Consider the following 11,462-nt stretch of genomic DNA (forward strand, 5'->3'; position numbering starts at 1 on the left):
TCCTATTTCTGTTTCTCTCTAATCTCTTTTTACCGGGGGAGAGTGAAAAACTACAAAGCTGGTTGATATTTTAATTGCAACTGCACTTGATTTGATTAATCCTATACATTTAAAAAACTGGTTTACAAACTGTTGTTACTGTACTTCATAAACCTGCAATACGCTGTATATACCAAAAGTTTCAGGAACAGTATGAGCGGCACACAAAGCCATAACGACGTGGCAATCGTTATCGCCTTCAACTAGCAACACTTGATCTGTATCTTGCCTACAAACATCACTCATACCACTCACCGCACTTCAACATCCATATCAATAGCATCAGTGAGTGTCTCAGATGTATATTCTGTTGCCTTGATTGAGCCATTCTTGACATCAAGCCTGAAGAAAGCACCTAGTTCAGGATATTTATCCCATATACTGTCAAACCCTTTTATACAATCACGGCTATGTGTTGTGGCAAAAATTTGAACATTCAGCCTTTTTGAGAGCTGAAAAACAATGTCCCAAACTTTAGGTTGCACACTCCAGTGCAATCCATTTTCAAATTCATCAATTAAGAGAAGACCATTTCGAGCATTTACAAGAGCGACAATTATATGAAACAAACGGGTAATCCCATCTCCCATACTTTTGAGAGTTAATGGTTCATCTATTCCTTTAATTTTTACTAAAGGAATACGATTGTCACTTGCACGACCTCTACTAATGTCCTCTACAAAGGCGACTCCAGAAACTCGATCATCTATCAGGCGAAGCGCAGAAATAACTTCCGACTCTAAATCGGTCAAGCTCGTTAAATCCCAAAGAGCAGCTAATTTTCTACTCGGCATATTTTCTGTTGAAACAATTTGCCATGTGTATTTCAACTCAGATTCCTGCCGTTCATAAAGAATTCTAGAGTTACGTCGAATATCTTTCACATCCCTATCTAATCTAAAAAGTCTCCTCGTTCTTTCGCCTTCTTCTGCTACCAGAAAAACTTCAACATTAGATAGATCTTCATCAAACTGAACCTCAGAAATGCGAATTTTCCTGATTGTGCCTTCCTTATCATTTTTATTTTGATATACGGCAACACCAATATGAAGCTTGATGTTTGAGGAGACTTCCCCAAGAGAAATACCTTCTTCTCCTATTTTGGGCAATTCGTGACCGAAGAAAAGATGTCTCACAGGATTACCGAGAAAATTTTGAGAATGTGGTTGAGCTTCACTAAACCAAGTCTCTTGTCTGGACTCTACAAGATCAAGAAGGACGGTAGAAGAAGCATTGCTGACATAAAGTTCTATTGCTTCGAGAAAAGTACTCTTGCCAGCATTATTTCTGCCAACAAGCAGGTTGACACGACCTAACCTTTTAACTTCAAGGTGTTGAAAGAGCCTAAAGTTATTTATCTGAAAGGACTCCAGCATACAATATCTCCGTAATCCCTTCCAACTAGCTTACAAGATGCCTGACTTACAAGCATTGCTGAAAAATTGAAAGTGTATTTTCAAGGATATCTAAAGGCTAGATTTAAAAAACAAAATAGCTTAAATAGCTAGGGACAAAGAACTTGCGATAAAATTCTCAGGTTACAAAAATATATCATCCTATACAATGCAAATTAACTGGCAAAGCGTCAAAACCTACGAAGACATCGTTTATCATAAAGCCGATGGCATTGCCAAAATTACCATCAATCGCCCCCATAAGCGCAATGCTTTCCGTCCGAAAACTATCTTTGAACTCTATGATGCCTTTTGTAATGCTCGTGAAGATACTGCTATAGGCGTTGTATTATTTACAGGACATGGCCCACACATAGATGGCAAATATGCCTTTTGTGCTGGCGGTGATCAAAGTGTACGGGGACACGCAGGTTATGTAGATGATAGCGGTATTCCCCGGTTAAATGTATTGGATTTACAACGCTTAATTCGATCAATGCCAAAAGTAGTAATTGCTTTGGTAGCTGGGTATGCGATCGGGGGTGGACACGTTCTACATTTAATATGTGATCTGACTATTGCTGCTGACAATGCTATTTTTGGGCAGACAGGCCCGAAAGTGGGCAGCTTTGACGGTGGTTTTGGTGCTAGCTATCTGGCGCGGATTGTGGGACAAAAAAAGGCGCGAGAGATTTGGTTTCTCTGCCGCCAATACGATGCTCAACAAGCGCTGGAAATGGGCTTGGTAAACTGCGTTGTACCAGTGGAACAATTAGAAGTAGAAGGTATCGAGTGGGCTAAGGAAGTTTTAGAAAAAAGTCCGATCGCTATTCGTTGTTTGAAAGCAGCATTCAATGCTGATTGTGATGGACAAGCTGGTTTACAAGAACTTGCTGGTAATGCAACTCTACTTTATTACATGACAGAAGAAGGAGCCGAGGGGAAACAGGCGTTTTTAGAGAAACGTTCGCCTAATTTTAGGCAATATCCTTGGCTACCGTGAGAAGGATTATGTAGTCTGTCAAATTTGAACAAGAATTAGTAACAGTTTAAATAGCTAATTTTTACTTCACGTAAAGATATGAATGTATTCTTTATATCTTTGCGTGAAATCTGTAGGTAAATAACAACAAAATATATTAAGAATTTTCACAATTTTGATTGAGCGATCGCTTTTTTATAGCAGAATAAAATATACAGTTAAAAAAGATTGCTCATTCTTTTTAAGTCAACAAAGCTTATTAAAATAAAACACTCATTAATTACGCATGTAGTGATTTAGATATTCTTGCTAATTAATAATAGCGTATTTAGTAAAGTGCAATCAAAAATTGGAGGGTAAGAATTATGGCTACTCGCAATAATTCAGAAAGTAATTTATGGCAGAAAATACAACAAGATTCTGTTAGTTGGGGGTCTTTGATCCTTTGGGTTTTTGGTTTGGCTGTAATGTTAATTTTGGTGACAATGTTTGCTTCTGCTTAAGTTTCACGGAAGTTGTTGAGTTTCTGTTAATCTACTTCATCAACCAGATATTAGACCTTACTTTCTCTAAAAAATTAAACTGGAGAAGTGCGAACAGATAACTACCTACAACTTATGAATATTAAATTTTTGGCAACAGTTCTTGTGTTATCCATGAATAATTTAGCTGTTTCTGTACAAGCTCAAGAGCCTAATACTCAATTTACAGCTAAATCATCCAATCAAATTCTTAATGCCTGTGTTCAGAATCAAGCAGAAACTTTGCCAAATCCTTTTAGTGATGTACCAAACGATCACTGGGCTTTTAAAGCAGTAATGACAATGTATTACTGCGGTCCTTATCGCCAAGCGACACCGCCTGCTTTATTAAAACAGTCATCACCAACTCAAAATCAACAGCAATTTTTACAAAAATAGCAATTTCAAGAAGATTTTGTTGATAGTCGATTGTTATTTTATATTTGGAACAATCAACAATCAACAAAATTAATTTGAGAACTTCACTTAGATGAACTATCCAACCAAGAGAGAAAAGAATTAGCAAAAATGGCAGCTTGGGTGCGATCGCGTAGATTTAAGCGGCTGAAAATACTGGTAACGTGATTTTTTTGGCTTAAACGCTTGTCAGTTTATATTTAGTACTTACGTTTCAATCAAAATTGCAGTAATTATCCACATCAAAAACTAGGATCATGTTCATAATCCCAACAACGACCGTCACGCCAAGCTCTACCAGGATTATGTTCACATTCAGCTTTATTTGTTAACCAAGGAATAGATGTTGGATAAGAAGAGTTGGATGGGGAACTAAATTTATCAGTAATCAAATTTAACAATAAGGGATAAATAGCGTAGAGGCAAGTTGAGATAATAACACAAAATATTATGACAAATACTAGATTTCGAGAAAGCCAAGAAATCTTATTTGAGTAATACTGTAAAGATTGCTTTGATTTTTTGGTTTTACGTAAAGAGAACATAAAAAAATAAAAACTAAAATTCTGTATTAAGTATTTATTAAAGCAATTTTATTTGATATACAGTATCAGCATATTAAACTATTTTTTTATCATTGTATTTAATAAGAATTTCTTGAATTGGTCGTAATATTGTATACTTTTGAAACCACAATGTAGAAAATACTTGATTTCAATTTAAAAACTCTAAAAATTACTTGAACAATAGCCAAAAATCTAAGTTTAGGAGATGAAAAATCCTTAATTTTACCTACAGCATGTAGTTTTACATATGCTATTATCATGTATCGGAAAATATATTTATTGATGTTGTGAAAATCACCAAAAAAACTTTACTTTGGCTTTGTGTGGCTATCCTATTTTTTGCAGTCATGGGATGCGATCACTTGTTCCCTTCTGGCGATGTAGTAGAAAGAGTCAGCGATGGTGATACTCTCAGAATCAAGGACACAAAAGGTAATGAATTTACTGTTCGCTTTGCTTGTGTTGATGCGCCGGAAATACCTCATTCTACAAAAGAAAGACAAAGTAAAGCCGCAAGCGATCGCAACCAATTTACTTGGGGAACCAAAGCACAATCACGAGTTCAAGAATTAGTCAATCAAGGAAGCGATCGCGTTCAATTAACAATCACAGATAGCGATCGCTATGGACGCAAAGTTGCAGAAGTAAGGTTACGTAATGGTACTTTTATCCAAGAAATGTTAGTTCGCCAAGGGTTAGCACTAGTTTATCGTCCTTATTTAAATAAATGTCCTAGTAAAGAGATAATTCAACAAGCCGAAATTGAAGCGAAAGCAAATCGAAGAGGCGTTTGGAGTGATACTAAATTTGTAAAGCCTTGGGAATATAGGAGTCTTTACAAGTTAAAAGCTAAAAGTTAAAAGATTTCTCGTTCCTCTGTGATAGTAATCCAGAGGGATGGTTAACCGCCAACAACCAATAAATCAGTTAAGTACTTTAACAAAATTAATTACACATTTTTCAAGCTGTTAATAGTTCCCTATTCCCCGTTCCTTATTCCCCGTTCCCTGATAACTGAATTCAACATCAAATACTTCAGCAAAAGACTGTGCCACAGTGACGCGTACTTGCTGGCAAGTTATGTCTGGTATCCAGTCGGCTAAACTAGCTACAGGTTTATCAGCTATGCCACAAGGTACAATTTTCTCGAAGCCTGTCATATCAGGACAAACATTTAATGCAAAGCCATGCATGGTAATCCAACGGCTGACTTTAATCCCAATCGCAGCTACTTTGCGCCCTTCCACCCAAACACCAGTGAAACCAGAAATTCGCTCTCCTACTAAACCATATATTGCCAGTGAGCGAATTAATACTTCTTCTAATTGCCGCAAATACCAATGCAAGTCTTTTTGATAACGATGCAAATTTAAAATTGGATACCCTACCAGTTGACCGGGACAATGGTAAGTTACCTCTCCACCACGTTCAACTCTATACACATCATACGTAGTTTTGTCAAGGCCAAATTTGATAAATTCTGGCGTAGCTCCTTGCCCCAAAGTGTATACAGGCGGATGTTCTAGCAGGATTAACACGTCGTCTAGGTTGGGGTTTTTGATGCGCTCTTGCAGAAGCGATCGCTGCCACTCCAAGGCATCCAAGTATGACAATAACCCTTGGTCATATAGTAAACAACGGTATCTGTGTGAAGGAATACTACGGTTCATACCAAAAAATAACTAATTCTCAAGTTTAAAAGTATATAAATTTACAATAGCAAGTGGTAAATCTCAAGCTATGCAAAGGATCTTAAAGGAAAGTAAAGGGAAGCGGTTTTGTAAAATACAAAGTGCTAGTTTGAATATATAACCTAGATTTAACCTCAATGCTGTTAGGAGGAATTCTCTACAATCACCATCACGCCAAAAGTAAAGAAAACTAAATGCACTGGCTGGTGGGGTTTTAACTCAGTTGTTTTCCATTGAAAAAAAGATAAAACTAATAATTAAGACGCCTATTGTCTATGAAAAGCGAATGCAGCCCATGTTGGAGAAGCAAAGCTAGCAATATCTGCGTGAATATCCATGAGCCTTTTTTATACTTGGAACAATTGCAGAGATTCCTAAATTGATCAAGACTAGGCATGAGTAAGTACTCACCTGAATTTGATTTAGGGTAATCGCATCACCAGCACGTTAGAAAATTCCCAATTTCGGCGGCAGTAATAGATCTTAACCGCAATACCTTATTTCCCAAAACAAATACAAATCAAAGCTTTGAGCGGGAGAGTTTACATGAAGCTTGTCATCCACGGCAAAAATATTGAAATCACCGATGCAATCAGAGAATATGTACATCAAAAAATTGAAAAGGCGGTGAGTCATTTTCAAAACATCACAAATGAAGTGGATGTACACTTGAGCGTAGCTCGCAATCCCCGAATTAATCCCAAGCAGTCGGCAGAAGTGACAATTTATGCCAACGGAAACGTCATCCGTGCCGAGGAGAGCAGCGAGAACTTGTACGCCAGTATAGATTTAGTAGCAGACAAAATTGCTCGTCAATTGCGTAAATATAAAGAACGGCGTCATGAGAAGAAAACTCATGCCCAAACAACTATTGAAGGAGTAGTACAACAGACAGTAGTCACAGATTTAATTGGCGATCGCGCTCCCGAATTACCCAAAGAAGTGGTTCGCACAAAATATTTTGCCATGCCACCAATGACAGTTGCAGAAGCTTTAGATCAATTGCAAATGGTGGGACACGATTTTTACATGTTCCACAACAGCGAAACAGGCGAAATTAACGTGATTTACGAACGCAATCACGGTGGTTACGGTGTAATTCAACCCCGCAATAGTAATGGTCATGTAAATCATACCAATGGTAAAAACGGCAAAACTGCTCATGGAAACACTGGCGTTACGGAGGCTTCGCACGCACATAAATAAAGCTATTGGTTAGTAGTTAATAGTTAGTGGTTAGTGGTTGGTTGTGAAGCATTTCTATCTTCCCAGATCCAACCACATTGCGAATAATTTGATTGAATTTTGGGGTAGGCGTTTCGTCTGCCCTATTTTATTAATGGAAGAGATGAAACACAAGTAGTTGCTAAAGTAGAAGGATGAAATAAAAATTGAGGGAGAAGCTATGCAAGAACTTACTAATTACAATCAAGAACTTATTAACCGCATCTCACTAATAGTAGAAAAGCTATTTCAAAGTAATAGCTTATACCTAGTAAAATTAAACAAGCAGGAAATGATCGAAATATTAGTAGATCTGTTTGGTAAGTTTTCTCCTGAAGAATTTATGGCGATTACAGACAATCAATTAACAGATAGAATAGATAGTATCTTGGTATTAGAGGCTATTTCTGGAACTTTAAATGATTTAACACCAGAAGAAATTAAGATATTTGATGAAGCAGTAGAAGGCAGATAGAAAAAGTGACTTATTTACTAGATACCAATATTGTCACTTATCTTTTAAAAAGAAATGCAACGGTAGACAAAAAAATGAGGGATGTACGCACATCAGGAAAACAAGTGTTTATTAGTTGCATAACTTTTTATGAAATTAAAAGAGGATTGTTAGCTGTTAATACAACTAAACAACTATCTGAATTTAATCGTTTTTGCCAAACTTATAAAGTTTTGTTGCTAGATGATATCGAAATTCTTGAGAAAGCATGTGAAATTCATGCGGATTTAAAAAATAAGGGTACTCCTATTCAAGAAGCAGATATATTGATAGCGGCGACGGCAATTACACGTGGTTTGATACTTGTTTCTAATGATTCTGATATGTTGAGAGTCCCAGAAATTTCTTTAGAAAACTGGCTATAGACATCACGGAAAATTCTGCGCTTAACTAAAGTTATGGCTAATAGCTGAGAAATTAACATTAAAATTATATGGCGATCGCAGGGTAGGCAAGATGCCCACCCTATAAAAACTAAGCTACCACGATATAAGGCGAGTCAATCGCCGCTACACGAGCAGCATCAACTAATGCTTGATACACCATAGCCACAACCTCTGCGCGTGTAGCTTCGCGGGTAGGATTGAGTTGCTTAACTTTTGGATAGTTGACAATAATTTGTTTTTGACTGGCAACAATTACCTCATCTTTAGCATAGTCAGGAATTTTTGTTTGATCATCGTAGGATTTGAGGGCTTTATTTCCACTAGCGGTTAACCCCAGTCCATTCACTAGCGAAACGATCACTTGTACGCGCTGGATATTATCGTTAGGGCGGAAAGTATTATCGGGATAACCAGAAAGAAATTGTCCTTGATAAGCTTGTTGAATGACTTTATTTGCCCAAAAATCTTCCGCGACATCTTTGAATTTGACCGCTTGGCGTTTGACGCTTGGGTTGAAAGCTTTGACTATTAACGCAGCATACTGCGCTCTTGTCATTGTCGCTTCGGGTCTAAATGTGCGATCGGGGAAACCCTTAATTATTTCTAATTCTACTAGTTCCCGAATAAAAGTAATTGCCCAATGATTACTAATATCGGTTAAGTTGCTGGGAGTAGGTGTTGGAGTTGGAGTAGGTGTCGGGGTTGGTGTGGGTGTCGGGGTTGGTAGTGGAGTTGGTGTCGGATCAGGAAATGGTTCGGGTTCTGGTTCCGGTGTAGGAGTTGGACTTGGTGTGGGTATAGGCGTAGGATTGGGTGTTGGACTTGGTGTTGGAACTTGATTATCAACAAACTCGATCAAACCTTTAACTTTTGATCGATCTATTTGATTTCCTATAGAGATTAGTTTGTTAGAACTGGCATTTTGGAGATCGAATTGACCATTACTACGAAAGATATTACCTCCTGGATTATTGGTGCTACCAATATCTGGAAAAGCATTTGCAATCACCGTCAAACCATCTTGGGTATTTCTTTCGCACAGATTATTACGTAAGATTGGACGGGCGCTACCGGAGATGACGATACCAGAACGATTTTCGGAAATTTTGTTATCTACTAGTTTAGGAGAAGCTGTATCACTAATAGCAATACCAAAACCTGTATTAATGCATGTATTACCTTGAATCTCACCTGTAGCATTTTTGGCGATCGCAATCCCATTGGCAGCATTTTCTATAAACTGATTATTGCGGATCACCGGATTACCATCACCAGTGACAAACACACCTTCTCGCTTACATTTTGTAAAAGTACAATTTGCAACTGTAGGATTAGTAGATTCTACCCACACGCCACTACCACGGGTAGCCAAGTTAGTCACAGTGACACCCTTGAGTTCTGCACCATTATCTAGTACAAATGTAACATTCTGACCTGCAAAAGTACGACTGAGGTATTGACCACTACCTTCAATCAATATACTACTGCCCTTGTTAGCTTCATTACCTACGATCAAAACTCCACTTGGAATCGACAAAGGAAATACTTCCCCACCAGCAGCATTGTAACTACCATCTGCGAGTTGAATTTGCGTACCCGAAGTAGCTTTCTTGAGTGCTTGTGTAATAGTTTTCAAAGGTGCTTGTGGTAAACCACTAGTGCTATCATTACCAACAACAGAATTTACGTAAAGAGTTTGAGGCATATTTATACTGTTAAAAAAGCCATTGACATCCTACCGCTTACACTTCAACTTTGTAGCAGTGGATTCCTTAAAGTAAGTTAACTCATATCTTGCACCTCTACGTACAACCCCATAGAAAGTAAAAAGATGCGCCATAAGGCTACTTCATTTTTATGGTTTTTTATCACTAAATCAAGGATTTTAGCTTTTTACTGAGTAATAAAAATATATCAATTTTTATTGGTGCAAGATGTGAGTTAAAGTCTTTGTTGTTACAAATTTCTGTTGTGCGATCCCTTGTTAAACGTGATTTGATGTTTTCTGAATCACAATCTCAATTCGATGGTTATTTTGGCTTGCGACTGAGTTCTCAGAACTATCAGAATTACTGTTGGGTGCGATCGGCTGAGTTTCACCGTAGCCTTGTTTTGTCATCAAAGAAATGTCTATATCGCCTTTTTCACTCAACCAACGTTGTACTGCGAATGCCTGTTGCTCTGATAACCTGAGATTATCAGCTTCACTACCTACAGAATCAGTATGTCCTAAGATTTGTAGCCAAGTATTAGGATAGCGATCGCTTATGGCTTGACTAACTTGACTGAGGACTTTCTCTGCTTGTGGACGAATTTGATCTTTACCAGAGTAGAATAAAATATCAGCTGGCAAGGTAATGATCGTTAAGTCTTTATTTTCCTGAACACGGATTTTTGAGCATGTAATTTCTGAAACTTTTATTTCAGGAAAAACTTTTTCAGGGAAATTCACATTCGGAATCTGGACTTGGGAAAATAATATTTTTGAGCCTTGCTTTTTCAGATATTGCTTGGCAAACATCTGATTATTTGAGAAATTATTTTTTAAATTGGTCGGAAAACGGGGTTCAGATTTGTCAACCGTACCAAATAGGAAAATAGTTACTAAGTAAGTAGTAAAACGAAGTAAATACATTTGATGATTTATTTCTTTATTTACAAATCCAGCAACTATTAAATAAGATTACGCTAAATCGACTCAAAACACTTCTTTCAAAAGTTATAAGCAGTGAATCATTGCTCATTTGATTTGTGATTGTGATTAATTATACAATTTTGTACCACAACTTTTGCAAAATACCGCATCAGGATCATGAAAAGCTAAACCACATCCAGAACAAACAATCTCTATCTGATTAGCTGTTTTAACTAAGCGTTTAATTAAATCACCTACTTGCCAAGGAATTAGCGCAATACCTGTTAAAATCATTAAGACTGTCAGCAAACGTCCGAACTCTGAAGTCGGGGTTACATCGCCAAAACCTACAGTCGTCATCGTCACAACGGAAAAATAAAAAGCATCCAAAAAAGTAGTAAATACTTGCGAGTTTACAGGATGCTCAACTTGATAAATTAAGCCAGAATACACAAATACAATTGCAAACAGAGTAAATAATATCCTGGCAAAAATCACACCATCTTCATTGCTAATTCCAAATAAATATTTCTGGTCGATAAACCTAATTAATCTTAAAATTCTGAACCAGCGTAATAGACGTAGAAAGCTAATATCAATAGCACCCAAAAAAGACGGCAAAATAGCTATTAAATCAATAATCGCATAAAAACTTAAAATATACTTAACTTTATCTTCCGCACTCCATAAACGCAGAAAATATTCCAAAGCAAAAACAACTAAAATAAGATTATCTAATATATTTAAATATCTTCTAATAACATCAGGTATATGATAAGTTTCTGCCACAAAAAAACCTGATGATAACAAAACCAATCCAGCAATAGATAAATTAATAATTTTACCTACTGGCGTTTCCAAATCTGCTAGATAAAAAGCAGTTTTTTCTTTAGTCAATAACATACAAACTCTTCTATTCTCTAACCTAATTTTCTCTCTATTTTTCGTGTCCTACTCTACGAGAAGCCGCTTAGGCGTCTAGGTGGTTCGTATAAAAAATCATCTTCACAATTCTAATTGTATTGATATATACTGAATATAAGCTGTTATGCATTTAAATTGTGATGACAGCGTCGCCTTTATTTTTGAGTTT

Annotated in this window: 13 protein-coding genes and 1 pseudogene; 7 read left to right on the forward strand and 7 right to left on the reverse strand. The window is 36.9% G+C overall.

The window, feature by feature from the left end; translation table 11 throughout:
- Nucleotides 1–135: 135 nt before the first annotated feature.
- Both AC5JMK_RS06595 and AC5JMK_RS06600 read right to left on the reverse strand, forming a co-directional pair.
- Nucleotides 136–285: a DUF3226 domain-containing protein gene (locus AC5JMK_RS06595; RefSeq protein ID WP_495909690.1), complete on the reverse strand. Its 150-nt coding sequence runs from the start codon at nucleotides 283–285 to the stop codon at nucleotides 136–138.
- Between the two features lie 5 nt (nucleotides 286–290).
- On the reverse strand, nucleotides 291–1,415 hold the full coding sequence (locus AC5JMK_RS06600; protein WP_096676300.1) for an AAA family ATPase: 1,125 nt from the start codon (nucleotides 1,413–1,415) through the stop codon (nucleotides 291–293).
- Nucleotides 1,416–1,602: 187 nt separating this feature from the next.
- Between AC5JMK_RS06600 and menB the strand changes: the two genes are divergently transcribed.
- The 3 genes from menB to AC5JMK_RS06615 all read left to right on the forward strand — a co-directional run bounded on the left by menB (nucleotide 1,603) and on the right by AC5JMK_RS06615 (nucleotide 3,335).
- Nucleotides 1,603–2,436, forward strand: a complete 834-nt coding sequence (gene menB / locus AC5JMK_RS06605; RefSeq protein ID WP_096676301.1) for a 1,4-dihydroxy-2-naphthoyl-CoA synthase — start codon at nucleotides 1,603–1,605, stop codon at nucleotides 2,434–2,436.
- Between the two features lie 344 nt (nucleotides 2,437–2,780).
- Complete coding sequence (locus tag AC5JMK_RS06610; protein ID WP_495909691.1) at nucleotides 2,781–2,918, forward strand: hypothetical protein; 138 nt, start codon at nucleotides 2,781–2,783, stop codon at nucleotides 2,916–2,918.
- A 114-nt stretch (nucleotides 2,919–3,032) separates the two neighbouring features.
- A complete protein-coding gene (locus tag AC5JMK_RS06615; protein WP_096676302.1) occupies nucleotides 3,033–3,335 on the forward strand; it encodes an S-layer protein in 303 nt (100 codons plus the stop codon).
- Between the two features lie 83 nt (nucleotides 3,336–3,418).
- Here the strand turns inward: AC5JMK_RS06615 and AC5JMK_RS06620 are convergent.
- Nucleotides 3,419–3,526 (reverse strand): annotated as a pseudogene (locus AC5JMK_RS06620) (DNA-binding response regulator); the annotation flags it as partial.
- 665 nt (nucleotides 3,527–4,191) lie between these two features.
- On the opposite strand from AC5JMK_RS06620, the gene AC5JMK_RS06625 reads away from it, so the two are divergent.
- Nucleotides 4,192–4,779, forward strand: a complete 588-nt coding sequence (locus AC5JMK_RS06625; protein ID WP_096676304.1) for a thermonuclease family protein — start codon at nucleotides 4,192–4,194, stop codon at nucleotides 4,777–4,779.
- Between the two features lie 108 nt (nucleotides 4,780–4,887).
- Here AC5JMK_RS06625 and lipB read toward each other — a convergent pair whose 3' ends face one another.
- Nucleotides 4,888–5,589: a lipoyl(octanoyl) transferase LipB gene (gene lipB, locus AC5JMK_RS06630; RefSeq protein ID WP_495909692.1), complete on the reverse strand. Its 702-nt coding sequence runs from the start codon at nucleotides 5,587–5,589 to the stop codon at nucleotides 4,888–4,890.
- 567 nt (nucleotides 5,590–6,156) lie between these two features.
- Between lipB and hpf the strand changes: the two genes are divergently transcribed.
- From hpf to AC5JMK_RS06645, 3 genes are all read left to right on the forward strand, one after another.
- Nucleotides 6,157–6,816: a ribosome hibernation-promoting factor, HPF/YfiA family gene (gene hpf / locus AC5JMK_RS06635; protein WP_096676306.1), complete on the forward strand. Its 660-nt coding sequence runs from the start codon at nucleotides 6,157–6,159 to the stop codon at nucleotides 6,814–6,816.
- 199 nt (nucleotides 6,817–7,015) lie between these two features.
- Nucleotides 7,016–7,309, forward strand: coding sequence for a hypothetical protein (locus AC5JMK_RS06640; protein WP_096676307.1), 294 nt, complete (start codon nucleotides 7,016–7,018; stop codon nucleotides 7,307–7,309).
- 5 nt (nucleotides 7,310–7,314) lie between these two features.
- On the forward strand, nucleotides 7,315–7,713 hold the full coding sequence (locus AC5JMK_RS06645) for a type II toxin-antitoxin system VapC family toxin (RefSeq protein ID WP_096676308.1): 399 nt from the start codon (nucleotides 7,315–7,317) through the stop codon (nucleotides 7,711–7,713).
- A gap of 109 nt (nucleotides 7,714–7,822) precedes the next feature.
- Here AC5JMK_RS06645 and AC5JMK_RS06650 read toward each other — a convergent pair whose 3' ends face one another.
- The 3 genes from AC5JMK_RS06650 to AC5JMK_RS06660 form a co-directional block, all read right to left on the reverse strand.
- On the reverse strand, nucleotides 7,823–9,439 hold the full coding sequence (locus AC5JMK_RS06650) for a right-handed parallel beta-helix repeat-containing protein (protein WP_096676309.1): 1,617 nt from the start codon (nucleotides 9,437–9,439) through the stop codon (nucleotides 7,823–7,825).
- Between the two features lie 279 nt (nucleotides 9,440–9,718).
- The gene (locus tag AC5JMK_RS06655; RefSeq protein WP_096676310.1) at nucleotides 9,719–10,369 is read right to left on the reverse strand and encodes an OmpA family protein; all 651 of its coding nucleotides are present in this window, start codon (nucleotides 10,367–10,369) and stop codon (nucleotides 9,719–9,721) included.
- A 126-nt stretch (nucleotides 10,370–10,495) separates the two neighbouring features.
- On the reverse strand, nucleotides 10,496–11,272 hold the full coding sequence (locus AC5JMK_RS06660) for an ion transporter (protein ID WP_096676311.1): 777 nt from the start codon (nucleotides 11,270–11,272) through the stop codon (nucleotides 10,496–10,498).
- Between the last annotated feature and the right edge of the window lie 190 nt (nucleotides 11,273–11,462).

The sequence above is a fragment of the Pelatocladus sp. genome, assembly GCF_059505505.1.

Coding starts and splice junctions, on each gene's coding strand:
- AC5JMK_RS06595 (WP_495909690.1), bottom strand. CDS start 285: ATGAGTGATGTTTGTAGGCAAGATACAGATCAAGTGTTGCTAGTTGAA.
- AC5JMK_RS06600 (WP_096676300.1), bottom strand. CDS start 1,415: ATGCTGGAGTCCTTTCAGATAAATAACTTTAGGCTCTTTCAACACCTT.
- menB (WP_096676301.1), top strand. CDS start 1,603: ATGCAAATTAACTGGCAAAGCGTCAAAACCTACGAAGACATCGTTTAT.
- AC5JMK_RS06610 (WP_495909691.1), top strand. CDS start 2,781: ATGGCTACTCGCAATAATTCAGAAAGTAATTTATGGCAGAAAATACAA.
- AC5JMK_RS06615 (WP_096676302.1), top strand. CDS start 3,033: ATGAATATTAAATTTTTGGCAACAGTTCTTGTGTTATCCATGAATAAT.
- lipB (WP_495909692.1), bottom strand. CDS start 5,589: ATGAACCGTAGTATTCCTTCACACAGATACCGTTGTTTACTATATGAC.
- hpf (WP_096676306.1), top strand. CDS start 6,157: ATGAAGCTTGTCATCCACGGCAAAAATATTGAAATCACCGATGCAATC.
- AC5JMK_RS06640 (WP_096676307.1), top strand. CDS start 7,016: ATGCAAGAACTTACTAATTACAATCAAGAACTTATTAACCGCATCTCA.
- AC5JMK_RS06650 (WP_096676309.1), bottom strand. CDS start 9,439: ATGCCTCAAACTCTTTACGTAAATTCTGTTGTTGGTAATGATAGCACT.
- AC5JMK_RS06655 (WP_096676310.1), bottom strand. CDS start 10,369: ATGTATTTACTTCGTTTTACTACTTACTTAGTAACTATTTTCCTATTT.
- AC5JMK_RS06660 (WP_096676311.1), bottom strand. CDS start 11,272: ATGTTATTGACTAAAGAAAAAACTGCTTTTTATCTAGCAGATTTGGAA.